Consider the following 25,050-nt stretch of genomic DNA (forward strand, 5'->3'; position numbering starts at 1 on the left):
TTAGAATATATATTACAGAATAGCAGATATGTAACATTTGAAAGAGGGGGGAGGTGTCCTACCTAAAGGGGGTGGTATGATGTTAACTAAACTTTGTAGGTGCGGGGCTAAGGTCCCAGTTGGAGAAGTCTGTAAGGTGTGTGGATATGATAGACACAAAGCATATGACAAGCAGGTAAGAGACGAGAAGACCAAGAAGTTTTACAAGTCTACTCAATGGACTAGCTTGGCCAAGCAGACTAGATATAGATACCATAACCTTGATGTATATCAACTATACAAGTACAACAGGTTAGTTCCATCTGAGATGGTGCATCACATCATACCAGTCAGAGATGATTGGAGTAAGAGATTAGATCCTGACTACTTAATACCTCTTAGCAATCAGTCACACGCTGAGATCGAGAGAGAATACGATAAAGGACATGAGTTTAAAGAGGCAAAGGCTAAGGAACTCCTAAGTTTTTTAGAAAAGTTTAGGGAGGGGTACTAAAAAAAGTTTGAAAAAACTTTTTCTAGGACCGCGGGGGACTTTTCTCGCGGGAAAATGCCAGAAAGTTCAAAAATAATTTTAAAAATCTGAACCGATATAAACCTCAATATGGTATAATGGTGGTAATTACTATATTAATACGGAGGAATTTATGGGCAAGGTTATTTCGGTTATAAATATGAAAGGTGGAGTTGGAAAAACAACGCTAAGTATAGGAATAAGTGACTATATATCAGATATAGGGAAAAAAGTTTTAATAATAGATGCTGATCCACAGTTTAACGCAACACAAGCACTATTAGATACATATAAGAGTAAAGATAAAGACGATGTAAATGGAAATTTTTATACTACATATGTTCAAGCTAAAGAAAAAACTATTTTCAGACTTTTTGAAATGGATAGAAATATAAGAGATAAGTTTGAAATGCCTAGTTCAGATGATATAATAATATCTTTAAAAGATAATTTAGATATATTATGTGGTGATTTGAGTTTGGTTTTAGCAAATTCTATAAGTAATCATCAATATGTCAATAGGATAAAAAAGTTTATTAGAGATAATAAAATTAGAGAAAAGTATGATTATATATTTATAGATTGTCCACCCACACTAACAATTTATACAGATAGTGCACTCATGGCATCTGATTATTATTTAATACCAAATAAGATTGATAGATATTCTATAGTTGGTATTAATTCATTACAAAGAGCGATTGATAATTTAGTAAGTCAAGAAGATATTCAGTTAAAATGCTTAGGGCTGGTATATACTATGGTTGATAAAAACAATTCTGTTAAGCAAAACCAAATAAAAGTTGATTTTGAAAGTAAAGATATTGTTAATGATATATGCATTTTTACATCTGTAACAACTATAGTAAATGACATACAAAGAGGTAAACGAGGTCCTTTGCCGACTAAGTATAAAGCTTCAAGGGAAGATATTGAATCGATAAGCATGGAACTTATTAAAAAATTAGAGAATGATGAGGATTAAGGCATGTATTCTAGTTTGGTAATATTTAGAAATGAATTAAAAAGTAAAAATGTGCAAAAGTATAAAATAATAGGTATAATATCTGAAATTATTTTATCAAAAAAACTATTTGTTAAAAATAGCGAAATAGATGAATTTGTATATGAAATCTTAGGAGTGTCTTTTAAAGATTATGTATATAAGTCTAGAACAATGGTTGTCGCAAAAATCACTAGAATTATATATAATTCAGATGAGATGCATAAGTTTCAAAAAAGTACATATGTGTATGTTAGTAAAAAAATAGAAGAATATAAGGAGCTAAACAATAAAGGTAATGGGAATTCATTTGATGGGTGGATTTAGAAATGAGCGACATACTTTTAAAACAAGAATTGGAAAAGATTAAAAGAAATGTAAATAATTTTGTTGATTATATATGCATGCAATTAAAAAATGATTCAATTGAAATTGAACAAAGTGATAAAGATTGTATTCGATTTATAGCCAAGCAGATTATTTTTATGAAAAATGTTAAATTAGATAGTGAATTTGATATATATAGAATGAGTTTGATATCAGATTTATACTTTTTTATGGATAGTATATTAAAAAATCAACTGAGATATATATATTTAAATAAACGCTCCATAATAGAAAACTATATAAGGATTATTAAAAAAATAGAAGATGGAAGAGTTACGGTAAGCGTATTTGAGGAAATGAATAGTAATGCATATAGTGAATATAGTGATTACTTATCGCAAGGGTACTATATGTTTTTAAAGGGTGAATATTCAGAAACCTGTGAATATATTCATGGGGGCAAGAAATGGCAAGCTGATTTAGTGGAGGAGTACTTATCTTGCTGTAAAGTTTATAGTAAAGTTGGATATGTTTTAAATAATAAAGAAAGTTTTTATAAAAATTTTTACAAAATTGTTAGATTGTTAAATATGATAACCTTTATTGAACATTATGACAATATAATATCGTGTTTCCATAGAAAAACAGGTGTTGTACAGTATTTGCAAGGTGATAAATATTGTTTATTATACGATAAGATAAAAAATGAGAGCTGAAAGGCTCTTTTTTTGTGTAGAGATTTATGAAAGGAGGGATTGAAATGACTAAGACTGGTAGGCCACCTAAGTTATCGGTGGTGTCTAGTGGAAAGATAGGCAAGGAGAAGAAGCTGCAAAGGGAAATTGCTGAGTCTAAATTGAAAGTGGCTAGGGATTTGAGAGTACCTACTTGGTTGTCTAAGGAGGGTAAGAAGGAGTTTAAAAGGATAGTCAAGGAGTCTGGGCCATTGGAGCTAATTGACAACATGGACTTGTCTGTGCTTGCGATATATTGTGATTCCTATGCTACATACATTGATATTACTAATAAATTAAAGGGGGCTAGTATAACTAATATAGATGATGATGCCAATCTTATAGTAAATGAATGTGCTAAGGACTTAATAAAGCTAAGAAAAATACAGGTTGATACAATTATGCAGTGTTCATCTAAGTTAGGTCTTGCCACCTCGGATAGGTTGCGTCTCGTGATTCCAAAGACTGAGGAAAAAGAATCTAATCCTTTCTTGAAATATCTATGATAAAAAACTTTAAAAATGTTGAAATAGATAGAACTACTAGATATGCCATGAAAGTGGCCAATAGAGAAGTGTTAAAAGGCGAGACAGAAATACAATGTTGTCAAAGGCATCTAGATGATATTGAAAAGTCAAAAGGAGACTGGCCCTACTATTTTGATGTTGAAGAGGCAGAGAAGTATATAGATATAGCTAATGAATTGAAAATAGCTGAAGGTGAGGAAGAAATGCCATTAAAGACTAGGGGCTTTCAGGACTTCATAATTGGGTCACTACATGGTTGGAAAAAGAAGTCTAATGATGCACTCAGATATAGGGAAGGCTATATACAAATAGCTAGACAGAATGGTAAGTCCTTTTTGGCTGGTGTTGAGGGCAATGCGTGGGCAACATTTAGAGGATATAAGTTAGGTAAGATATACTGTGCAGCCACTAAGCAAGACCAGGCTAATATAGTCTGGGACGAGTTGGCCAAGTTTATCAGATCAGACAAATGGCTGGATAAGATGTATAAAATAAGGGAGCATGACAGGATAATCAAAAGTTATGTGACTGGTACTGAAATCAAGGCAATTGGGAGAGATACCAAGTCAGCTGATGGTTTTAGATCGGTGCTGTCTATAGTTGATGAATATCATGCACATCCTAATAGCAAGATGTATCAATTATTGCTTGATGGTCAGATAAATGTAAAGTCTGCATTGACCTTAATCATAACTACAGCTGGATTTACAATCGGTGGTGCTTGTCATAAGAAGTATCTACTATGCAAAAAGATACTTGAGGGTATAGTTACTAAAGATTCGCAGTTCATATATATCTGTGAGATGGATAAGGATGATGATATATGGGACCCAGTCAACTGGGCAAAGACAAGTCCTCTAAGGCTGTGGAATGAGGATGATACACTTGATGAGGAAATGATAGACAAGATAAGAGAGAAGTCTATCACGGCCAAGGAGACAGGTGGTAATGAGCTTGTAAACTTTTTAACCAAGGAATTAAATTGCTGGGTAACTAATGCAGGTGACCAGCTACTTGACAATAAAAAGCTGTTAAAGTGTAGATCTAAGAGGACCCTAGGAGATTTTAAGGGGAGAGAGTGCATACTGGGCATAGACTTGTCGAGTGGTGGCGATTTAACGAGTATAGCGCTGATTTTTCCACCTCTGAAAGGTGAAGATAAGGTATTTATCCACCATCATTCATTTATGCCTATTATGAGGCTGCAGGAGCATATAAAGACAGATGATGCACCATATCAGTTGTGGGCTGACCAAGGTTTATTAGACTTGACCACTGGCGGTGGTGGTTATAAGACTGACTATAGTTTTATAACGGCTTATCTAAGGAAAATCAAGGAAGAATACGGCATCAAATTTATAGATTGTGGCTATGACCCACACAATGCTGGTGCTTTTATCAGTGATTTAGAATTCTTAGGTTGTGACTTGACTGAGATAGTGCAGTCAGCAAGGTCACTATCTGATGCAACTATAGACTTTAAGTTGACAGTTGATGCACTAGGAATTGAATATAACAAGTTAGACGAGCTATTTAGCTGGTCTTGTTCTAATGCAGTTACAACAAAAAATAGTTTTGGTGAGACTAAGATAGAAAAAAATATAGCAACAGGTAGGATAGATCCTATAGATGCCGTGGTGGATGCATGGAAGTTATATGTAAACAGCAAGAATAACATTAAATACAATGCTGATGATGACTTCGACGAGTGGGAAGACATGATGAAGGCATTTAAAGATAAGAGTAAAAGTAAGTAGCAAGAGAACAGGGGGGAGATAATGAGAAAAAATCAAGGAAACACAGCTAATAATACTGTCAGCATAATAGGATTAATACAAGTTGGGTTAGTGCTGCTAAAAGTAACTGGAAAAAGTAAATTATCGTGGGTAATGACTTTTATACCACTATACATTGAATTAGCTATAGTCTTGATTGTTTTTTTAGTATTTTTTATAAAGTCATACAAGCTAAATGATCAGATTAGAAAATACAAAATAAAAAAGAATGAAATGCTAGATTAAGAATGCAGGTAGGTGATAATAAGATATGGGAATATTTGGAAGGTTTTTGAATAAAGAAACAGATAGCGAAAAAACTGTTAGCCTATCCGAAATCAATGAGTATTTTAGGCGAAAGGACGAAGGTGTTGGGAGTGACTTATCAGAGGTTACTTATTTTACTTGTCTAAAGGTACTGAGTGAATCTTTGGGTAAGCTGTCAATACACTTAAAAGATGGTGATGGTAACAAGGTCAAGGACAATGGGGTATTGGAGCTACTGGCCCTTAGACCCAATCCTTTTATGTCTAGTGTAACATTTAAAACCTTGATGGAGTTTAATCGTAATCATTATGGCAATGCGTATGCGTATCTCAGGTATGAGAGAGGCAAGTTGAAGAGTATAGTCCCTCTTAAACCACAAAATATGAGCATACTAGTAAATAACACTAGAGATATTACAGTGGATTTCAGTCATGTATATCAATATTCTGAAAGTGGAAAAGCATATTATTTTAAGCCCGGTGAGATATTGCATATGAAGGGTGGCTTGGCTATAGATGGGCTAGTAGGTAAATCTGTAAGGGAAACACTAGCAGGTACTCTATCAGGCTCTAAAGAGGCCCAGAGGTATCTTAATAATTTATATAAAAATGGATTAACGGCTAATGCTATCATAAAATATGTCGGGGATCTTAATAGAGACAAAAAGGAAAAGTTGGTCAAAGAAATTGCTGATTTTGCTAGTAATGATACCAACGAGAGGATAATTCCAATACCGCTTGGCATGGATCTAGTGCCTTTGGATTTGAAATTGACTGATAGTCAGTTCTATGAGTTAAAGAAGTATTCAGCACTACAGATAGCAAGTGCTATGGGTGTCAAGCCTAATCACTTGAACGACTATGAAAAGTCATCATACGCTAATTCAGAGGCACAGAACTTGACTTATTATGTTGACACTTTGTTATACATACTAACTCAATACGAGGAAGAATTTAATTATAAACTCTTGTCTAGTGACGAGAGGAAGAAGGGGCTACATTTTGAGTTTAACGTAGCTACGATATTGAGAGGTGATATAAAATCACAAGCTGAATTCTTGGCTAAGCTGACAACTGGGTCAGTCTACACAATAAACGAAGCAAGAAGCTATCTAGGAATGCCTAGGATTGATGAGGGTGACGTAGTAATGGTGAATGGATCATATGTAGACCTGTCTGACATTGGACTGGCTTATAAAAAAGATGATAGTGAAGGAGGTGAGAAAAGTGATAAGAGTACAGAATAATGCTGATAGCACTGATATCTATGTAGTAGGTGACATAGTTGATGACAGCTGGAAAGGTTGGTCATGGGGTGAAGATATGGATACATATCCATCTGATATCCGTGATATGCTATCTGAGGCTAACAACAAGACCGTCAATGTCTATATAAACTCAGGTGGTGGCGATTTGTTTGCTGGGATTGCAATAGCTAATATGTTAAAGAGACATAATGCCAGCACGAAGGCTATAATAGATGGACTGGCTGGTAGTGCTGCATCAATCATAGCTTTTGGGTGTGACACTATTGAAATGCCTGAAAATGCCTACCTGATGATACACAAGCCATCAAGCTGGTGTAGTGGTAATGCTGATGACTTCAAGAAGATGGCTGATACGCTTGATACCTTGCAAGAGGGGATAGTAAATACCTATATGGCTAAGGTTGTTGAGGGGGTAGATTCTGAGACAATCAATAGCATGATTAATAACGAGACATGGCTGACTGGTAAATCAGCTAAGGACTACTTCAAAGTGGATATAGTGGATAAAAATGCAGTAATCGACAATAAAGTTGGTAACTGCATTTTAAATTGTGCAAAAATACCAGAGGAGTTAAAAAAGTCATTGGAAATGGAGTCAGGTTCAAGCATTGATAATAAAGGTCAATCAGATAAGGACCTTGAAGGTACACAATATCAGGTAGCTGACAAGATGGCTAAGGAAATTGAAATAGCATTGATGTTATAGGATAAGGAGATAAGAATATGTTACTAAGCGCAGAAATAAGAAGAAAAATCGAAAATAAAAAGGCTGAAATGAAGAACCTTAGAGACAAGGGAGAAATAGAAAAGGCTCATGCAATAATAGGTGAGATTGAAAACCTAAATAAGGAGTTAGAAATTCAGCTAAAAATTGAGGAAGACGAGAAGAATAGTGTTGTAAATAACTCTAGTACTGCTGTTGTGTCTGATAAGGTTGACGAAAATAGGGCATTTAACAAGGCACTAATGAATAAGTCTATGACTGATGCAGAAAAGAAATATGTAGCTGACAATCTTGTGGAAAACAAGGCAGGGGATACTGGTGTGATAGGTGCTGATGATGTAAGAGGTGGATATCTACTGCCAACAACTCACGAAACACAGATTAAGGAGCTAAGAAGAAAGAGAAGGTCTTTAAAGGAGCTTGTAAATGTAAAGTCTGTAACTACTAGGACTGGTAAGTTCAATACTGAGGGTGAAAATGCATTAGAGCTGCTTAACTTTGAGGAATTGAATACTCTAACTGCTAAAGACTTGAAGTTTGCTCAGAAGTCATGGGCTGTAAAAGATTATGGTTTACTAATACCAGTTGCTAATCAGTTCATTGAGGATACGGATGTAAATATAGTGGACTACATAGGAAAGGAGTTCGTAAAGGCATCTGTAAGGACTGAAAACAAGGCTATAATAACAGAATTCAAGAAGTTGGAGGCAAAGACTATCAAGGGTGTAGATGGACTGTTAGAGGCATTAAATGTAACTCTTGACCCTGCGATTGCTGAAAATGCCAAGATAATCACTAATCAGACTTCTTTTAACTACCTGGATACTCTTGAAGACAAGCAGGGAAGGAAGTTGTTACAGCCTTGCTTAGCCGACCCTACTAAGATGATGTTAAGAAACAAGATAATAGAAGTGTTTGCTGATGAAGAGCTAACACCTAAGACATCAAATAATTTGACATTCTATGTTGGAGATGCAGAAGAATATCTAAACTTCTATGAAAAGAAGGGCATAGAAGTTGCAACAAGTGCTGAGGCAGGATTCAAGGAGTATGCTACATGGTTAAGAGTGGTTGAAAGATTTGATGTAGGTGTGGTTGATGATAAGGCTCTAGTGCTTTGTGAAATGGCTAAGCCAGTATAGGATAGGTGGTGTGGTTAGTGGATTTAGAGTATGTAATGAATTATTTAAGGGTTGATGCAGATGAGGATATTCCACTAATCGATAACCTCATGGCTGCATCTGAAGCGTACCTGTCAGGGGCTATAGATGACTATGCTGAGAAGATGAAAGACAGCAAGTTTAAATCTATGGCCGACCTGGTCAGACTAGCTATGATATCTGAGTGGTACGATAATAGGGTCTATGTCAAGAATGATAGGTATGACAAGGTCAGTACTATGATAAGATCACTAATACATCAACTACAGTATGCAAGTGTAGAGGTGATATAGATGGTGATAGGCATAGGAAAGCTTGATAGAAGGATAGAAATCATTTGGAAAAAGATAGTATCAGGAAAAGGTGTACTAAATGACCTAGGTGAGTATGAAGTTGAAGAAAATGAGCTAGGAGAATTTGAACAGGGGCAGAGTAAATCAATAAAGTTGTGGGCAGAAGTAACTACCATGCGTGGAAGTGAAAAACTGACGGCTACTGGGATAATAACCGGTGATGAGTATCTGAAAATAGTAATCAGATATAGGAGTGATATTGATAGAAAATGCCTAGTCAGATATCAGAATAGCGAATATGAAATAACATCAGTAAGCGAGCTAGGGCGCAGGGAGTACTTAGAGATAATCTGCAACAGGGAAACTAAGGACTAGGTGATGTCATGGATGTAAAGGTAGAGGTAAGAGGTGCTAAGGAGTTTGAAAGAGCAGTAAAAGAAGTCGAGAGGAGATTTCCAGGGGAGGTTATAAAATTGCTTGATGAAAAAGCTGTCAAGTTAGAAGAATTGGTAGCTGAAGATTCTGAAAATCAAGGAATTGTAAAGACTGGAAAATTGAAAGATTCTTATAAGCATTTTCCACCTGAAAAAAAAGGAGGAGAATACACGGTTACTGTTGATTCTAAAGTGCCATATGCTCACTTGATAGAAGAAGGACATGAACTAGTATTATATAGACCTAAAAAGAAAGATGGTGGCAAGGCTCATCATCTAGGCAGAGTAAAGGGGTATTTTCCTGTTGAAAATGCAGTGGATAAAATGAATGATACTTATGATGAAGATATAGAGAAGTGGATATATGATCTACTGGATAAAAATATAAATTGGTAGGTGGTAGTTTGATTACAGTCATGGATGTGAAGAAGGCATTCAATGAAAAACTTAAGAGGGTTACTGGAGTGGGTGTTGGGTCTCATGCTATTGATGAAGATATTGCAGGGCCGATTTTTTTTACAAGTATGAATGTAATCAGCTCCAGTGCCGTCAATAAGACACTTCATAGAAATAATCTGAGGCTGAGGGCTCTGTATTACCCTGCTAAGAAGCTAGACAAGATAGATATGTATAAAGTCCTAGCTGATCTAGAAAAGGAGTTTAGGCTGAGTCTGGAGGTCAAGGACAGGGTCTTGAATGTGGAAGATATCAAGTTTGATGTCGACGAGGAAGAAGGGTTTATGTATTTCACTTTTAGAGTGGAGTACATGACAAGATACGAAAAGGAAGAGTACGATACTATGGAAGTATTGGAAGTAAGGGAAAGAGAGGTATAGGATGGGTCTACAGTCCACTAAGATTGATTTTGTAGCTAGGACAGAAGAAACTGTAAGATTACTACAGAGGGGCAGCGTTGCTATTTTATTAAAGGCTGCATCGACAAATGTGTATAGTTTTAAGAATTATGATGAGGCTAAGGAAAAGTTGAAGGCTGACAAGGTCAATTTGTCTGCTGATGGCGAAGAGGCATTAGAGCTAGTTTTTAGAGGGGCAGTAAATATGCCTTACAGGGTACACATAGCATTTGTAAATGATACTGAGGCAATAGCTACAGGACTAGAGGTATTTGAGGGTATCAAGTTTGACTGGTTCTGTGCACCTGAATTTGAGGCAAAGGGTGTTGAAATTGGAGAATGGATAAAGAGTCTGAATGAGAAAAGAAATATGGAAGTAAAAGCTGTGCTATCGAATACAAAGGCAGATTGCGAGTATGTAGTTAATTTTACTAGCAAAAAGGTTGTGGTAGCAAGTCTGGGAAATAAGCAAAATATAGAGGTGACACCTGCAATAATGACTGCTAGAGTCGCTAGTGCGCTGGCTGGCACTCCTCTGACTAGATCTATAACAAATCTACATCTAGCAGATATTGTGAGCGTTGAGAGGCTGACTAATGAGCAGTATGATACTAAGATAGACCAGGGCGAACTTGTGCTGTTCAACGATTGGGACAAGGTCAGATTTGGTCGTGGAGTGACTTCACTAACTACTCTAGGTGACAAGTCTGTTGAAAGAAAGAAGATACTAATAGTGTCTAAGATGCATATGTGGAAGAGAGAAGTCAAGGAACTTAGCAACGAGAAATATCTTGGTGCTATGCAAAATGGAATCAATGAAAAAATGTTACTGGTAACTAGTATCAAGCAGTATAACGCTGAGCTAGTTAAGAAAGGTGTAATCCTAGCATCTACTAGTGAGAGTGATGTAGATATAGATGTTGCAGCACAGGAGAAATATTTAAAACTTGAGAAGAACATCGACACATCAAGTATGACTGAGAAGGAAATCAGAGATGCCAAGACTGACAGTCATGTTTTTATCAAGGCTGACTTGATGTTTACAGATGCTATGGAAGATATACATATTACAGCTGTGTGTTAGGAGGTAGAGCATGAAAAATTATAATACAGATCAAACACTGTGCGGCACTCATGGTGAACTATGGATAGATGATGCTGAGTATGAAGAAGTGACAGGATTTAAGGCTGAACTAAATCTAGACTTTGGTGATGTCGACAAGGCAAAGTCAATGGCTAAACATAAGAAGTTGGTAGGCTATGAGCTAAAGGGTGAAATCACTATGAATAAAGTGACATCTACTATCATGAAGAAGGTAGCTGACAATACTAAGAAGGGTAAGGCTACTAAGTGCAAGATTGTATCTAACCTGGATGATCCAGACGGACTAGGAAATGAAAGAATAGTAATCTATGATGCACTGTTCGAGAAGGCTGCTCTAGCAGACTGGCAGACAAAGCAGATAGGGGAAGAAAAGATACCATTTACTGCTACAGAGTGGGAGATATTGGAGTTCATATAGGATACAGACCATAGATTCAAGTAATCTATGGTCGAAATATCTTGATAAGAATAAAAGAATTAATGAGCTGAAGTTAGAACTCAGCAGACTAGAGATAAGAAATATTAATGATTTGAAAAGGAGAAAAAGACTAATGAGCTTAATAGATAATTTAATGAAAATAGATGCAGGATTAGTAAAGAAGAATGAGGGAACTCTTAAGATGAAGCTTAAGAGAATTGGTCAGGTAATGGAGTTTAAATGTGTTGAAGTAGACTCTGAGAGGGCTACTCAGTTAGATGAAGATGCTCTAAATATGTCAATGAGTGGTAGCATAGAAGTGTCTACTTTTGATACTAAGATAAAGATGATATTGCTAGGTTGCAAGGACTTAAGAGATGAAGGGCTACAGACTCACTTTGGTTGTCAGACTCCTAAAGATCTAATCAAGAAACTGATGACTAAGGAAGAGATAGGGAAGTTGGCAGACTTCATATCAGAGCTAGGTGGTCTTGCTGAAAATACTGAGGACGAGCTTGAAGAAATAAAAAACTAATATGGGCAGATGGTAGAGTGAACTTCATGTATTTGATGTTCAAGGAAAAGAATATTATGCCATCTGTGACATATGGGATGAAGCGAGGAGAAAGGAAGATTGCAACAGCCTTTCTCCGTGAGGAAATCGAAGAAAGAAATAAGGCAAATGAAGAGATGGAAAAAGGATTTGGTTAGGGACCTGCAAGCGGTCCTTTTTTTTGAAAGGAGATGTAGGCATTGGCAAGAGTAATAGAGACGGTGCTAAAACTAAGGGATGAAGTCTCCAAAAATTTAAAGGGCGCTGAGAAGGCTATACATGGTTACACTGGTAAGATGATGACTACTGGCAAGACTATGAGAAAAACAGGTGCCAATATGGAGTCTCTAGGACGAAATATATTAGCTCTGAATGCTCCATTTATTGCTGTAGGTGGAATGGCTCTTAAAACTGGTATGCAGTTCGATAAAGCAATGTCTCAAGTAAAGGCAGTCAGTGGAGCTACTGGCAGTGAATTTACTAGGCTGAGAGAAAAGGCTAAGGAGATAGGTGCAACTACTTCTAAGAGTGCTAGTGATGCAGCTAACGGCATGATATATCTATCTCAGGCAGGATATAGCGTAGCGGATACACTAAAGCTAGCTAATCCACTTGTCAAAACAGCAATAGCTGGAAATATGGACATGGCACAATCTGCAAGTTTGTTAGCTGACTCAATGCATTCTGCAAATATTCCAATTGGTGATTCAACTAAGTATTTAGATCAAGTTGCTAAGACTGCTAACTTGTCTAATACTAATATATCTCAACTGATGGAAGCATGGATAGGTGCTGGTGGATCATTGAGAACAGCTAATATATCTATGAGTCAGACAAATGCATTACTAGGTATTCTTGCAAATGCAGGTATAAAGGGTAGCGAGGCAGGTACTTCGTTATCTAGGATATTTATGAATCTAAATGCTACTAGCTCTGAAGCTGGCAAAGCTATGAAGAAATTAGGCATAAATGTTGCCGATTCTTCAGGTAAGATGAGGTCTAAGATTGATGTTCTTAAAGAGTTGAAATCCAAAACGGATAAGATGACTGAGGCAGAACGAAATCAATATATACAGATGATAGGTGGCAAACAGTATGCTAATGATTTGAAGATACTACTAGATGGTATGGGTGGCACTTTTGATATTTTAACAGGGAAAATAAATCACTCTAATGGAGCTTTAGATAAGATGGCTAAGACTATGGCAGACAACCTATCAGGTGAGATAGACGGGTTAAAATCGACCTGGGAGGCATCATTAATACATATATCTGATGCACTTGTACCACTTGCTAGAGATACAATCAAAAACATAACTAAAGTTGTGAAAAGTCTACAGAGTGTAAATCCTGCAGTAATAAGAGTTGTAGCTAAGATAGTTATGTTTACTACAGTATTTGGACTGCTCAATATTGGTGTGGGTAGGTTTTTGAAAACTATTGGAAGTTTGTTGCTGACTACTGGAAGACTAATAAGATTATTCGCTGGAATGTCAATGACTACTCTTGGTGTAATGGCTGGGATACTTGCCTTAGTAGCAGTTGGGTATCTACTATATAAGAACTGGGACAAGGTCAAGGAAATTGTAGGAAAAGTAAATGATAAGCTACTTGAATTTGTAGATTCAACTGTAGGCATTGATAATGTAAAGAAGGTCATAAATGATTTAAAGGATAAATTTGTTGACCTAGGTAAACAAGTTGAGCCCGTCATAAAATTTATAGGTGATTTGCTATTATTCTTATTTGAGCTTGGCAAGGCAATACTTACACCTCTTGCAGAGATAGTTGTAGGAGTGCTAGGATTTGCTTTTAAGATACTTGTAGGCATTGTCACAGAGGTTGTGTTAGGAATTGCTACTGCATTTGGTGGCATTGTCGAAATGCTATCAGGGGTGATACAAGTTATAGTAGGAATATTCCAAGGAGACTACAAGAAGGCATTTGAAGGACTAAAGAAGATAGTAAAAGGTGCTGTTAATTTTATAAAGGGCATTTGGAGAGGATTACAAGCGTATCTAAAAGTACCTATAAAGGCCGTAGTAAAACTACTGTCTAAGCCTTTCCACAGTGCTGTAAATAAGGTTAAGAGTGCTTGGACTGCTCTTAGGTCACTTCTAAGAAGGGCTATACGTGGTACTATATCTGCTACTGCAAGTAGGTTTAACAGTACTATTAGGAGTGTCAAGAAGGCTTGGAATGGTCTGAAAGAATTCTTAAGGCATCCTATCCGTGGGACTATCAACCTAATTAGGCATGGGTCTGTAAATGGAGAGCATAGGACTGGTAAGGGGAGGATACCTTTTGACGGTTATCATGCTTTGCTACACAAGGATGAAATGGTCTTAAATAAGCATGATGCAGATGAATATAGAAAGGGCAGGACATCAAGCAAGGGAATTACTAAAATAGTGAATGTAGGCAAGCTGGCTGATGTGCTGCAAATCAGGGAGAAGTCAGACCCTGAAAAAATTGCAAGAGATATGGCTAAGCAGATTGTTCTGCTAGCTTAGGTAGGAGGGAATCTAATGGAAGCATGGTTAAAAACTGAAGGTAAGTCATTTAGGTTCCCTGTTGTGCCTCAGGATATTGAGGTAACGGGAGCCTACAAAATTGATACTGAATACCTTGCAAATGGTGATGAGGTGGCTATGTATGGTGGTAGAGCTTTGAATAGGACTTCTCTAAGCTCTCACTTCCCATCTGACAAGGACAGGACATATCTAGATTTTTATGACTTTCCAGATCCGTTGGAGTGCGTGAGGATAGTTGACGAGATTGCCAAGTCACAGTCTGAGATAAGATACATAGTGACTGAATCTGAAATCAACTGGCCAATAAAGATAGTGAACTTCAGTAGGGGGCCGGCTGATGGGTCTAACGATATAGAGTTCACATTAGATATTATAGAATATCAACCACCCAAGGCAGTAAGTTGGGCTCCAAGCCAGCCTAAGCCTAGTGGAAAGATTGACATAAAGAAAACTGGCATGGATACTCAAACTTTAAAATCTTTTAAGAAGATAGAGAACAAGCCAAAGTCAAATAGCAAAGTGAGATATCATACAGTAAAGCGTGGGGATTGCCTTTGGGACATAGCATTTAAATATTATAGAAATGGCAGCCAGTACAAAAAAATAAAAAATAATTCTGAAAACCAAAAGAACTATCCTAAGTTAAAAAAATCTAATGTTATTTATGTTGGGTGGAAGTTGGTGATTCCATAATGAATAAGGTAAAACTGATAGTTCATATAAGAGATGGAGCATTCTGGGATGTCAGCAATATGATACCATCTGTCAAGATATCAGGATCCACAAGCTCTGTTGCAAGGACACTAGAGACAGAAGTGTTTCAGACTATCAATGACAAGCAAATAAAGCAACTGGGTATAGTGGAGGGGTCTACACTATGCTTTTATGTTGATGGTAAAGAAATCTATAGAGGCAATATAGTAGATGTAAGTAAGGCTAGTAACTCTAATACGACTAAGATAACTGCTAAGGATATAGGTTATACGCTAGCTAATGCTAAGTACAGTAAGAATTATGTAAATATGACGGCTGAGAAGGTCGCTGATGAAATGACTAAGCTATCTAGGTTGAAAGTCGGTAAATTCATAGGGACTAATATCAAGCTGACTAGGTATTTTAGAGATGTGTCTGCTTATGAAATTATAATGACTATGTATACCTTGGCAGCCAAGACGACTAAGAAAAAATACATGCTAGATATAGATCTTGATAAAGTCAATATCATAGAGCGTGGGTTGGCTCTTACAATAGCATTTGACGAGGATAGTAATATATATTCTGTTGAGCATACTTCAAGTGTAGAGAATCTAATCAATCAAGTGACTGTAGTAGATAAAGACGGCAACAAGATATCTGAGAATGTCAACAAGGATTTGCTGAAAGTATTTAACCGCATGAAAAATGCGGTGCTGGAGGTCGAGGACAAGTCTAAGGTCAACAAGGCTATGATAGATGAACTCTATCATGGAGTAGACTATACAAGCAAGCTAGAGGGCTACGGCAACTACACTTGTAAGAGTGGTATGAAAGTCCATGTAAGCGACAAGCATACAGGACTGATAGGAGAATTCTATATAGATTCAGATACTCACGAGTGGATTGGTGGAAATTATAAATGTAGCCTTGATCTAAATTTTAAAAATATCATGGACGATAAGGATGCTGGGTCAGATACGCTAGATAAAAATAATGATGAAGGTGGTACAACCACAGGCACTAAGGACTGGGGGCATGGTGTCACTGCTGAAATGCTAAACAAGGTACTGCGTGGGCCACTGGCAGGCAAGGGTGATTTGTTTGTAAAATATGGCAATATGTATAAAGTCAATCCAATGTTGATGTTGATGATTTCAAGGATGGAAACTGGTGCAGGTTTTAATTCTAACTTAGCCAGAAATTGTAATAACTTTTTTGGTATTAGAGATCCAGACCCAAATATCAGAAAGACTAGTGGAGGGTTTGGGATATACTCTAGTATAGAGGAAGGTATAAAAAGAGGATTTCACTTTATAGGCATATCTCATATACACAAGAAGAATCGCTCCTATGACCAGATTATATCTACATGGGCACCGAAATCTGATGGCAATAATGTCGCTGCTTATATAGCAAATACAAAGAAATGGTATAAAGAGTGGACTGGCACAGACTGGAATGATAGCAAGCGTGGTTCTGGAGTGGCATCTGATGCAGAGGCTGAGAAGAATGTAGTAATAACAGGTTCAAATGGAACAGGTACTATAGAAGGTGTAAATGGTTATAAATTTGTAAATCAAAAGCAGAAAATTATAGTAGAGGAAGCTCTGAAGATGGTAGGTAAGGGCAGATACACATATGCAGGTAGCAGGTCAAATATATATGCTACTGACTGTAGTGGATTTATTCACATATTACACAAGAAGGCTGGGATAAGAATTGGCGAAGGTACTGGAAGCCAGTTGAGTGCAGGTAGAGGAGTATCTCTAAGTAAAGCCATGGCAGGAGACATAATAGTCATGGATAGCAAATACTCACCATCAGGCCGTCACGTAGTACTATGTGTAGGCAATGGTAAGATAGTACATAATGGTGGTCCTAAAGGAGCACATATAAGTATGAGGAGCATATATACATATGGTAAATACTATGTTAGGAGGTGCTGGGAGTAGTGAGTGGATATGAAGATTTGAAAAGGGCATTTACAAATATAGCTAGAGATAGAGAGGCTAGGCAAAATAAAATCTACATGGCTAAGGTGGTGTCAGTCGAACCACTCAAAATATCTAACAACTATTTTGGGATACTTGACAAGAGTCAGGTATCAATACTTGATAAAGTAAAAAGGCAGCTAAAAGATATAGATACTACAGTAAGCGACAAGCACTCACACAAGATAAAGGCATCACCCTTTAAGATTGATGATGAAGTGTTGGTATTGCTGTATGAACAAGAGTTAGAACAGAAATTTATAATAATTGACAAGGTGGTGAGCATATGATCGATGGTTTTCCTTTTGCTGGAGTTCCTGAGGACTATAATATCAGTGAAGATACTGATCTACCTGTACCCGTTGAGGCTGGGATAGATTTTGAGACTGGTGAGGTCTTGCTAGATGAATTAGGACAGGTCAAGTTAGTCGAAGGTATTGAGGCTATAAAGGTCTGGTGCTATCTAGCTATCAAGACACAGAGATATGCTCATCAGATATTTACTGAAGAGTACGGAAGTCAGCATGAGGAGTTGATAGGATATGAGTACACTAAAGAGCTGACTGAGACTGAGGCATATAGGTATATCAATGAGTGTCTGATGAAAAGTCCATATGTGCTAGGTGTGAAAAACCTAGGGGTTCACAGGACAGGTGATAAGCTGAATATAAATATTGAGATAGAGACAAGCTATGGTACAGATAGATTGAAGGGGGTGGCATAGTGAAAGTAAGGAGTAAAGACGAGATACTAGACTCTATGGTATCCAACTTCAAATTAGACATACCAGTCTACGAGGGGACTTTGACATATGCTATATTCTCAAGTGTGGCAAATGCAATAGCTAGGGAATATGCTATCAAGGATGAGGAAGAAAAACAGGTGTTTCTTGTAGATGGTAGGGCTGAATTTCTTGACAAGAGGGCTAGTGAATTTGGCTATGACAGGAAAGATGGAGAGTTAGCAAGTGGTAGCGTGGTATTTGCTGGGGCACCAGGGACGCTTATAAAAGATGGGTTGATAATAAAATGCAACGGACTAGAATTTGTAGTGACTGAGGGAGGATCTATTTCAAGTGAAGGAGAAGGCAGGGCAATAGTAAAGGCCCTAGAAGTTGGGTCTGCTGGCAATATCAAGGCTGGGAGTGACTTCACTTGTGAGGAGATGGAGTTCGATAGGATATTTAATGAGAATGAATTTAAGAATGGTATAGATATAGAGTCAGACGAGGACTTTTATACGAGATTTTTCTACACTCAGAGGCACAAGGGAACTACAGGAAACGAGGACCACTACAACGAATGGGCCAAGTCGGTTGATGGTGTAGTAGATGCCAAGACCAAAGGGCTAAAGGATGGACCTGGCACAGTAGAGGTAGTAGTGGCTGGCAAGAACAATGTAGTAAACGAGGACACTATCAGAAGAGTCAAGGAATATATAGAGGTTGTAAGGCCTATAGGTCCTAAAGTGACTGTAAAATCAATGTCAGACTATGTAGTCAATATATCTGCTAGAGTCAAGAGTAAAAGTGCAATGGCTACAATCAGGAATGAGTATACTGAGGTAGCTAATAAATATCTAAGTGATGTGAGATCAAGTGTAGTCTACAGTAAGCTCTACTCACTCATAGCTGGACTAACTAGTGTAGATGATGTAGTAGACTTGACTATAAATAGCGGTAAGTCTAATCTGAGCATCACATCAGAGCAAAAGGCCAAGGTCGGCACTGTGACAATAGAGGTGGTGGAATAATGTATAAGATTAAGGATTTAATTGAGTACTTCCCGTACTGCTATAGAAGTGAATATCTAAGTGATATTGTAAGGTGCTGCCAAGTCGAGGTGGAGCAATTATTTAGTGATATAGTTGACTCTGAGAAGGAGTATTGCGTATCTACTGCTACATATACGCTAGAATACTGGGATAAGTTTGTAGGGATAGACTACATCAGTGATGTTGATATAGACACTATGAGATCAAGTATCATGGCTAGCATGAAATCAAATGGAACGACTACAGTGGCTTTGGTAAAGTCTATAGCTGAATCCTATAGTAATGGGACATGTGAGATTATAGAGGATTATGCCAACTACAAGTTCACTGTAAAGTTTACAGGCACTGTAGGAGTGCCTAGCAGGATTGACGAAATAAGAAAGATAATTGATAAAGTCAAGCCCGCACACCTTGCATACGACTTTGAATTTAAATATCGTACTTGGAATGACATTAAGGCATATGGTAAGACTTGGAACGAGTGGAAGGCACTAGGAAAAACTTGGAAAGACTTGAGAGAGGGGGAACTGTAGCATGGAAGGATATAAAAAGACAGATAATATCGGGTTTAATAAGATTACTGGTGATAATATCGTTGACATAGAGGCTGTAGCAGAAAACTTTGAAATAGCTGATGAAACCCTCGGAGATATAAAAGGGACCGTCCTAAATGGCTATGACGAGGTCGAGCACGGTGAGAAGTCGGCTGCTAACTTTGTAAAATTTATATGGGGCAAACTTGGCAGCATTGAACTGACAGACTTGAAAGTCAAAGTTACTACTTGGGGTGGCAAGATGTTAAATGTGGTGCTTAAAGAACTAAAGGATAAGGATACTGAGATAGTGGATACAATGGGCGAGTACAAGGCATCAGTAGACGAATACAGCAAGAACTTAGGTATTTATGTTGAGAGGCATAGGGTTGCTAATGATAGGCTAGAAAAACTGTTAAGGGGGTAGAGTATGAGTAACTATAAGACTGAGGTTGAAAGAACTGAAAAGCTATACTCGGATTACGAATCAACATTTAAAGATATATTTGCTGAAATAAAAAAAGATGATAATTTGTCTCCTACAAAAATCTTGGATATAGTAGGAAATATACAAAGCGTTAAGAAATCTAGAAAAAGATGGGCGTTTGGTGGGATGACACCAGTTATAACTAAGAAGTACGAAAGAGGCATGTGCGAGTATATCAAAATGCCTCTTAGCTTTAAGCCAAGTGTCATTATTGCAAGTCTTGCTAATGCATCTAGCGTTGGTAATGAAAGTTATAATCGAGATATGGAGGCAATCCCTGCGCTAATGATTGACACAAATGGATTTTATATGAGAACTCTTGTAGGAGTAGGGCATGACAAAACTTATAATCACAATGAACCATTTGTTTTAACTATTAAAAATTCAAGTTATGTCGGATACTTCGACGAAGTTAAAAATCAATCACCAATTGAAATCGCAAGTAAACGAAAGATTCAATTTAAATATGAAAATAGAGAATTCATTGTTGCTTGGAGTGATTCTTTGGATATTGAAAAAGCAGAGCCGCTCTATGTTAACAAAAACAAATTTGGCGAGGACAAAGTTCAATATTGGATTGCATTTGAATAGGGGGTGAAGGTATGAAAAAAATAGGATCTAAAATATATTATTTAAAACCCAATGGTAATAAGATATTAGAAATAGGCGATATGATGGGATATGTGGTTGAAACTTCTTTTGATGAGGATTATGAAAACTACAAAGTGCTAAAACAATATGAGAAAGATAAAATTGGCTATATACAGCTAGAATATGGGCGACTAAGTAAACTTTTAGAGGAAAATAAGTCCAATTCATATAAGGTCGATGTATCATCAGAGCCGCATAAGTTAATTTTTGAATGGATAGACTATGAGACTGGCAAGCCTACAGAACCGCCCAAAACCACAGAAGAGCTAATTAAGGAAGAAGCAGATAAGGTTAGACTGGAGTATGCAGTAGCCGTGGCAGAGCTTACAGAAAAGATTGAAAAGGATAAGGTGGAACTATCTACAGCTATAGTAGAAGCTATAGAGATGAAAGCAGGAGGTACAGTATAATGAGTGCGTTAGCAAATATTTATGTATATTTAATTAGACAAGGCAAAAGAACAATCGAACAAGTTCCTGAATTTCTTAGAAAAGAAGTTGAGGAATTACTAAAAACTGAATAGGGGTGCTATATATGAAGAATCTTATTAACAATATTAGGTTCTTTTTTTATATAAATTTTTATAAGATTGGAGGTGGAGAAGATATGGCAATGTGTTATGTAACTTGTATAGTAGCAGGTGTAAGAACTTATGCACAAGTTCCAAGGTTCCTAAAGGCTAAAGTTAAGGAACTTTTAATATCTATGGAGCTTGAAGAACTAGTAGTTGAGTAGTTGAAAACCACTCTAAAGCTTGAGTTTTTTATTTGCACAGACCTGGGCAAGTCTTAAAACTGCCTATTTTAAAGAAAGGTGATTTTATGGATATGGAAATAGCAAACAGTGTTTTTGGATTTTTAAAGCAGTGTACGCAGACGGAGGAGAGCAGGATATTATTTATTCTGATGATAATTGCTTTTGTAATGATAGTGGACTTTATTACAGGAACGATTGCAGCAGTTGTGAATCCTGATATAGAATTTAAAAGTAAGGTAGGTATAAATGGCATACTAAGGAAGATAGGAAGTATGCTGGCCTTGATCGTATTTATACCTATAAGTGTAGTAATTCCAAATGGGGCAGGTACGGCACTAGTATATACTCTGTATATAGGATATTTGATGATAGAGCTACGCTCAATCGTTGAAAATCTAAACAAGAGTGGTACAGATATTAAGATATTTGCAAATATATTAGACAAATTAGGAGGTAAATAATGGAAGTAAATCACATAATAGAATTTGATGAAGAACTATACAAGAAAAATTTAGAAGATAACAGCTTTTATGAAGAAGGTGAGCTTGGTGGCTTATCTGAAGAAGATATAGAAGATTTGAAGAAAGAGGGTCTGATATAATGAATAAGATTATGTGTGGTGTACCTATATACGACTTTCCAGTACCTAGCTGGAATAAAAGTAAAAAGCAGACATTTGTCATGAATCCTGAAAAGATAGTAGTACATAATACCTATAATTCTGCCAAGGCTAAGAGTGAAGCTAGTTATATGGTGGGAAATTCAAACTGGACTAGCTTTCATAGTGTGGTAGATGAATCTGCTATATATGAGTGCATACCATTTAATAGAAATGCTTGGCACTGTGGGGCGACATATGGCAATAGGCACTATATAGGTATAGAAATAGCTAGAAGTACAGGAAATATAAGTGAATTTTTAAAGGCAGAAGAAAATTGCGCCAAGTATGTGGCTGCAATCCTAAAGGCTAAAGGATGGGGACTTGATAGAGTAGTTACCCACCAGTATTGTAGTGGTAAATACTGCCCTCATAAGACACTAGACTTAGGTTGGCAAAGATTTATAGACATGGTTAAAAAGTACATGGGTCAAACACCTGTGCAGGTAAATACTAATATATCTAAGGGTGGTTACTCGGTCAAGACTAAGACACCAGGAGATGTATTAAATGTACGTATGGGTCCAGGTGTAGGATATAGAAAAGTGTCATCCTATAGAGATGGGTCAAAGATATATGTCGAAGAAGTAGTAAAGAACTTAGAAGGGACATGGTATAAGATACCTAGAGTAGGCTATGTGTCAGCTAGGTATTGTGTAGGTATATAAATATAAGAGGGTGGCTATATGCCACCCTTATTTTTTACTATTTTTATTTCTTTTTTTTCTTCATCAAAAGTGACACATACCTCCCTATCTTCTTTAGATATTCCCATGGATTTTATCCAGCTAGTGGGTAACCCAATTCTGGTTGTGACACTTCCCTTGGAAGCAGTACCACCAGATGTGGTAAAGCCTACTTTCAAAATTCTCTTATCCATCTTTACCTCCTATTATTTTTTGATTTTTAAGTAAAAAAAACATATTAAAAATATTGCAGTTGGAAATGCAAATATTAAATTTTTTGTAGTACTTAAGGCTATAACGGATATTAAACCCAAAATAGAAATTATCAAAGTTTTGTTATTTTTCATTTATCAATTGGCATGAGTATGGTATAATACCCTTAAAGGGTGAGGGGCTAAGCCCCTCATAAGAGTTATTTGAAATGGTTTTTTATCGATTCTATAAACTGTATCAGAGTTATTATAGTAATTAGCCATTCAAGTAACTCTTTGTTTTTTTCTTGTTTTAACTCCTTTCTTTTTCTTTCTCTTTTGATTCGATTGTGTAATCTGTTACTCATGCTTCCTCCTTTCTATACTTATAGCATACACTATTCTGCCCGAACGTTCAATACTTTTTATGAAAAACTATAAATATAGTTTTTTGAGATGTCTTCTATCAAAAAATATGATAAAATATATTAAAAAGAACGTACGTTCTATATAAAAGGAGGAGATAAATAATGATAGACATTTTTAATTATAAAATCAAAAAAGGCGATTGTTTGGAATTAATGAAAGGAATTGAAATGGATGAATAGTATTTTGTGATTGCTAAAAACGAATTGGAGAATCATATAGTAATATGATGTTTTAATATAAATGGCAAAGAAATGGCAAAGAAAAATTATGAAGAGAGTTTTTTTATAAAAATAATAAAAATGAAAGCTAGCAATACCAATGCTTGCAACTGTGAAAAATGAGTACAAAAATTTTTTTCACTACATTACAATGGCAGCTCTAGGAGCTAAATAATAGATATATCAACGAGTAAAGGGAGTCTAGAGACTCCCTTTTTACCGTCTATTTTCAAGGGCTACTGGGTCTAAAAGTCTGACCTACATGATTTTTTTCTTCATTAATATAGGTAATTGATAAGTGCAGGACTTGTTGACTGGATTAGGTAATTGATCAGTGCAGGACTTGTCGACTGGATATTGAGCTTTAAGGCACCATTTGCTATGCAACTTAAATGAGTGATGATAGGGTTATTCTGATAACCTTGTTATCACTCATTTTTAATAGGCTAAAAAAACTAAAAATTCCAAATTGTATGTTTATAGATATATATGCTTATGGGTTAGAATGGTCTTGTAGGAAAGAGCTAGTCCTACAGATCCGGATCAATAACAAATAATATTTAGGAGGAAAAGTAAATGGCAGCAATCGAAAAGACAAGTTTGAAACTAAGACTAGAAAACGGAGTAGACAAGAACAACAAGAAAAAGTATGCAACAGTAGTGGTCAATAGGATAAACCCACAGGTAGGAGTAGAAGACCTACAGGCTATAGGTAGGGCAGTAGCTGGACTACAGACACTCAACCTTGTGGATATGTCTAGGGTAGAGACAAAGGCAATATAGCTAGTATTTAACAAACTATTCGTAAAAAGAGAGGAGAATAACAATGACAAAGGAAAAGTATTTAGTATTTTATTTTAAGAACGAGGACAAGGTACAGACATCTATGACACTACACAGGGTTAGAGAGGACGTATCAGAGGCCAATGTAAAGGCAGTGATGGACCTAATGGTTGAGAAAAAGGCACTGATAGTCAAGGGCAAGCCAATAGTAGAGGCTGTATCAGCAAGACTGGTCGATACATCAATAGAGGCTATGGATTTAATCATAGAATAGTGATTGCAAGATCAAGTCATACAACTAGTACAGAACGTAGGATTTCCGATAGCTATGTCTGTATACCTACTAGTCAGGATGGAGAATAAGATCGACCAGCTAGCAGATAGTATAAAATCACTGACAAGGGCTATAGAGACTAGTCTAGCAAGAAATTAAGTCAAATGATAAATATAATTACTATATTAAAAAAGAAACAAGCAAAAATAGACAAATAGTATGTTTTATTAATGTAAGAATGAATATTATCATAATAAAATAAAGTTGTCAATAAAAAAATTTTATAAAGGGACTAGGCTGGAACTACCGGCCTAGATCTCTTTAAAAAGTCAAAAATCTTAAAAAAAATAACAAATGTTGCATTTTAGTTTAATAATATTTAGAGATTTTGCAAAGACAAAACATTAGAAAACAAGTTATTTCACTAACCATGGTGAC

At 36.4% G+C, this 25,050-nt stretch carries 37 protein-coding genes; 36 read left to right on the forward strand and 1 reads right to left on the reverse strand.

Annotated features, from left to right (window positions below; genetic code table 11):
* The first annotated feature begins 76 nt into the window (after positions 1-76).
* The 33 genes from HMPREF0631_RS08650 to HMPREF0631_RS08795 all read left to right on the forward strand — a co-directional run bounded on the left by HMPREF0631_RS08650 (position 77) and on the right by HMPREF0631_RS08795 (position 22,699).
* Entirely contained in the window at positions 77-493 is a 417-nt protein-coding gene (locus HMPREF0631_RS08650; protein WP_002844543.1) for a hypothetical protein, read from the forward strand.
* 151 nt (positions 494-644) lie between these two features.
* Positions 645-1,496, forward strand: coding sequence for a ParA family protein (locus tag HMPREF0631_RS08655; protein ID WP_002844491.1), 852 nt, complete (start codon positions 645-647; stop codon positions 1,494-1,496).
* 3 nt (positions 1,497-1,499) lie between these two features.
* Positions 1,500-1,841, forward strand: a complete 342-nt coding sequence (locus HMPREF0631_RS08660) for a hypothetical protein (protein ID WP_002844460.1) — start codon at positions 1,500-1,502, stop codon at positions 1,839-1,841.
* Positions 1,842-1,843: 2 nt separating this feature from the next.
* Positions 1,844-2,557 (forward strand): hypothetical protein, encoded by a 714-nt coding sequence (locus tag HMPREF0631_RS08665; protein WP_002844424.1) that lies wholly within the window; start codon positions 1,844-1,846, stop codon positions 2,555-2,557.
* A gap of 44 nt (positions 2,558-2,601) precedes the next feature.
* Positions 2,602-3,081 (forward strand): phage terminase small subunit P27 family, encoded by a 480-nt coding sequence (locus tag HMPREF0631_RS08670; RefSeq protein WP_002844528.1) that lies wholly within the window; start codon positions 2,602-2,604, stop codon positions 3,079-3,081.
* Positions 3,078-4,859, forward strand: coding sequence for a terminase large subunit (locus tag HMPREF0631_RS08675; RefSeq protein WP_002844411.1), 1,782 nt, complete (start codon positions 3,078-3,080; stop codon positions 4,857-4,859). The genes HMPREF0631_RS08670 and HMPREF0631_RS08675 overlap by 4 nt, the downstream gene beginning before the upstream one ends.
* 21 nt (positions 4,860-4,880) lie before the next feature.
* Complete coding sequence (locus HMPREF0631_RS08680) at positions 4,881-5,123, forward strand: hypothetical protein (RefSeq protein WP_039866508.1); 243 nt, start codon at positions 4,881-4,883, stop codon at positions 5,121-5,123.
* Positions 5,124-5,148: 25 nt separating this feature from the next.
* Positions 5,149-6,390 carry a phage portal protein gene (locus tag HMPREF0631_RS08685; RefSeq protein ID WP_002844449.1) on the forward strand — a complete coding sequence of 414 codons (1,242 nt, stop codon included), beginning with the start codon at positions 5,149-5,151 and terminating at the stop codon, positions 6,388-6,390.
* Complete coding sequence (locus tag HMPREF0631_RS08690) at positions 6,371-7,117, forward strand: head maturation protease, ClpP-related (RefSeq protein ID WP_002844431.1); 747 nt, start codon at positions 6,371-6,373, stop codon at positions 7,115-7,117. Before HMPREF0631_RS08685 ends, HMPREF0631_RS08690 begins: the two co-directional genes overlap by 20 nt.
* A 17-nt stretch (positions 7,118-7,134) precedes the next feature.
* Entirely contained in the window at positions 7,135-8,277 is a 1,143-nt protein-coding gene (locus HMPREF0631_RS08695) for a phage major capsid protein (RefSeq protein WP_002844415.1), read from the forward strand.
* Between the two features lie 17 nt (positions 8,278-8,294).
* Positions 8,295-8,588 carry a head-tail connector protein gene (locus HMPREF0631_RS08700; RefSeq protein WP_002844548.1) on the forward strand — a complete coding sequence of 98 codons (294 nt, stop codon included), beginning with the start codon at positions 8,295-8,297 and terminating at the stop codon, positions 8,586-8,588.
* Positions 8,589-8,963 carry a phage head closure protein gene (locus tag HMPREF0631_RS08705; RefSeq protein WP_002844448.1) on the forward strand — a complete coding sequence of 125 codons (375 nt, stop codon included), beginning with the start codon at positions 8,589-8,591 and terminating at the stop codon, positions 8,961-8,963.
* Positions 8,964-8,971: 8 nt separating this feature from the next.
* On the forward strand, positions 8,972-9,418 hold the full coding sequence (locus HMPREF0631_RS08710; RefSeq protein ID WP_002844554.1) for an HK97 gp10 family phage protein: 447 nt from the start codon (positions 8,972-8,974) through the stop codon (positions 9,416-9,418).
* Positions 9,419-9,426: 8 nt separating this feature from the next.
* Complete coding sequence (locus HMPREF0631_RS08715; protein ID WP_002844539.1) at positions 9,427-9,858, forward strand: phage tail terminator family protein; 432 nt, start codon at positions 9,427-9,429, stop codon at positions 9,856-9,858.
* A 1-nt stretch (position 9,859) separates the two neighbouring features.
* Positions 9,860-10,960, forward strand: a complete 1,101-nt coding sequence (locus tag HMPREF0631_RS08720) for a phage tail sheath subtilisin-like domain-containing protein (RefSeq protein WP_002844538.1) — start codon at positions 9,860-9,862, stop codon at positions 10,958-10,960.
* Positions 10,961-10,970: 10 nt separating this feature from the next.
* Entirely contained in the window at positions 10,971-11,399 is a 429-nt protein-coding gene (locus HMPREF0631_RS08725) for a phage tail tube protein (RefSeq protein ID WP_002844492.1), read from the forward strand.
* Between the two features lie 133 nt (positions 11,400-11,532).
* Positions 11,533-11,934: a phage tail assembly chaperone gene (locus HMPREF0631_RS08730; RefSeq protein WP_002844523.1), complete on the forward strand. Its 402-nt coding sequence runs from the start codon at positions 11,533-11,535 to the stop codon at positions 11,932-11,934.
* 17 nt (positions 11,935-11,951) lie between these two features.
* A complete protein-coding gene (locus tag HMPREF0631_RS09930; RefSeq protein WP_157755930.1) occupies positions 11,952-12,110 on the forward strand; it encodes a hypothetical protein in 159 nt (52 codons plus the stop codon).
* A gap of 42 nt (positions 12,111-12,152) precedes the next feature.
* The gene (locus HMPREF0631_RS08735; protein WP_002844542.1) at positions 12,153-14,465 is read left to right on the forward strand and encodes a phage tail tape measure protein; all 2,313 of its coding nucleotides are present in this window, start codon (positions 12,153-12,155) and stop codon (positions 14,463-14,465) included.
* A 15-nt stretch (positions 14,466-14,480) separates the two neighbouring features.
* Positions 14,481-15,179, forward strand: coding sequence for a LysM peptidoglycan-binding domain-containing protein (locus tag HMPREF0631_RS08740; RefSeq protein ID WP_002844423.1), 699 nt, complete (start codon positions 14,481-14,483; stop codon positions 15,177-15,179).
* Positions 15,179-17,134: an XkdQ/YqbQ family protein gene (locus HMPREF0631_RS08745; protein WP_002844433.1), complete on the forward strand. Its 1,956-nt coding sequence runs from the start codon at positions 15,179-15,181 to the stop codon at positions 17,132-17,134. The genes HMPREF0631_RS08740 and HMPREF0631_RS08745 overlap by 1 nt, the downstream gene beginning before the upstream one ends.
* Positions 17,134-17,463: a DUF2577 family protein gene (locus tag HMPREF0631_RS08750; RefSeq protein WP_002844531.1), complete on the forward strand. Its 330-nt coding sequence runs from the start codon at positions 17,134-17,136 to the stop codon at positions 17,461-17,463. Before HMPREF0631_RS08745 ends, HMPREF0631_RS08750 begins: the two co-directional genes overlap by 1 nt.
* Positions 17,460-17,897 (forward strand): contractile injection system sheath initiator, encoded by a 438-nt coding sequence (locus HMPREF0631_RS08755; protein WP_002844540.1) that lies wholly within the window; start codon positions 17,460-17,462, stop codon positions 17,895-17,897. Before HMPREF0631_RS08750 ends, HMPREF0631_RS08755 begins: the two co-directional genes overlap by 4 nt.
* Positions 17,897-18,925: a baseplate J/gp47 family protein gene (locus HMPREF0631_RS09600; protein ID WP_002844519.1), complete on the forward strand. Its 1,029-nt coding sequence runs from the start codon at positions 17,897-17,899 to the stop codon at positions 18,923-18,925. The genes HMPREF0631_RS08755 and HMPREF0631_RS09600 overlap by 1 nt, the downstream gene beginning before the upstream one ends.
* Positions 18,925-19,479, forward strand: coding sequence for a putative phage tail protein (locus tag HMPREF0631_RS08765; protein WP_002844534.1), 555 nt, complete (start codon positions 18,925-18,927; stop codon positions 19,477-19,479). The genes HMPREF0631_RS09600 and HMPREF0631_RS08765 overlap by 1 nt, the downstream gene beginning before the upstream one ends.
* 1 nt (position 19,480) lies before the next feature.
* Entirely contained in the window at positions 19,481-19,906 is a 426-nt protein-coding gene (locus HMPREF0631_RS08770; RefSeq protein ID WP_002844500.1) for a hypothetical protein, read from the forward strand.
* Positions 19,907-19,909: 3 nt separating this feature from the next.
* Complete coding sequence (locus tag HMPREF0631_RS08775) at positions 19,910-20,557, forward strand: hypothetical protein (protein WP_002844515.1); 648 nt, start codon at positions 19,910-19,912, stop codon at positions 20,555-20,557.
* 11 nt (positions 20,558-20,568) lie between these two features.
* Positions 20,569-21,027 (forward strand): hypothetical protein, encoded by a 459-nt coding sequence (locus HMPREF0631_RS08780; protein WP_002844551.1) that lies wholly within the window; start codon positions 20,569-20,571, stop codon positions 21,025-21,027.
* Complete coding sequence (locus tag HMPREF0631_RS10310) at positions 21,027-21,140, forward strand: CD1375 family protein (protein WP_002844537.1); 114 nt, start codon at positions 21,027-21,029, stop codon at positions 21,138-21,140. Before HMPREF0631_RS08780 ends, HMPREF0631_RS10310 begins: the two co-directional genes overlap by 1 nt.
* Positions 21,141-21,151: 11 nt before the next feature.
* The gene (locus HMPREF0631_RS08785) at positions 21,152-21,352 is read left to right on the forward strand and encodes a CD1375 family protein (protein ID WP_039866511.1); all 201 of its coding nucleotides are present in this window, start codon (positions 21,152-21,154) and stop codon (positions 21,350-21,352) included.
* A gap of 86 nt (positions 21,353-21,438) precedes the next feature.
* Positions 21,439-21,834 carry a phage holin family protein gene (locus tag HMPREF0631_RS08790; protein WP_002844526.1) on the forward strand — a complete coding sequence of 132 codons (396 nt, stop codon included), beginning with the start codon at positions 21,439-21,441 and terminating at the stop codon, positions 21,832-21,834.
* A complete protein-coding gene (locus tag HMPREF0631_RS10055) occupies positions 21,834-21,974 on the forward strand; it encodes a hypothetical protein (protein WP_002844547.1) in 141 nt (46 codons plus the stop codon). Before HMPREF0631_RS08790 ends, HMPREF0631_RS10055 begins: the two co-directional genes overlap by 1 nt.
* Entirely contained in the window at positions 21,974-22,699 is a 726-nt protein-coding gene (locus HMPREF0631_RS08795; protein WP_002844530.1) for an N-acetylmuramoyl-L-alanine amidase, read from the forward strand. Before HMPREF0631_RS10055 ends, HMPREF0631_RS08795 begins: the two co-directional genes overlap by 1 nt.
* Before the next feature lie 14 nt (positions 22,700-22,713).
* Here the strand turns inward: HMPREF0631_RS08795 and HMPREF0631_RS08800 are convergent, their stop codons facing one another.
* Positions 22,714-22,911 (reverse strand): hypothetical protein, encoded by a 198-nt coding sequence (locus HMPREF0631_RS08800; RefSeq protein ID WP_002844507.1) that lies wholly within the window; start codon positions 22,909-22,911, stop codon positions 22,714-22,716.
* A 1,220-nt stretch (positions 22,912-24,131) separates the two neighbouring features.
* On the opposite strand from HMPREF0631_RS08800, the gene HMPREF0631_RS08805 reads away from it, so the two are divergent.
* From HMPREF0631_RS08805 to HMPREF0631_RS09795, 3 genes are read left to right on the forward strand one after another with little or no spacing between them, the layout of a single operon-like run.
* Positions 24,132-24,338, forward strand: a complete 207-nt coding sequence (locus HMPREF0631_RS08805; RefSeq protein WP_002844471.1) for a DUF1659 domain-containing protein — start codon at positions 24,132-24,134, stop codon at positions 24,336-24,338.
* A gap of 43 nt (positions 24,339-24,381) precedes the next feature.
* Positions 24,382-24,612, forward strand: a complete 231-nt coding sequence (locus HMPREF0631_RS08810; RefSeq protein ID WP_002844553.1) for a DUF2922 domain-containing protein — start codon at positions 24,382-24,384, stop codon at positions 24,610-24,612.
* 3 nt (positions 24,613-24,615) lie between these two features.
* The gene (locus HMPREF0631_RS09795) at positions 24,616-24,771 is read left to right on the forward strand and encodes a YvrJ family protein (RefSeq protein WP_002844546.1); all 156 of its coding nucleotides are present in this window, start codon (positions 24,616-24,618) and stop codon (positions 24,769-24,771) included.
* Positions 24,772-25,050 lie beyond the last annotated feature (279 nt).

Origin of the sequence: Peptostreptococcus anaerobius 653-L, from assembly GCF_000178095.1 — a bacterium.
GTDB classification, from domain to species: domain Bacteria; phylum Bacillota; class Clostridia; order Peptostreptococcales; family Peptostreptococcaceae; genus Peptostreptococcus; species Peptostreptococcus anaerobius.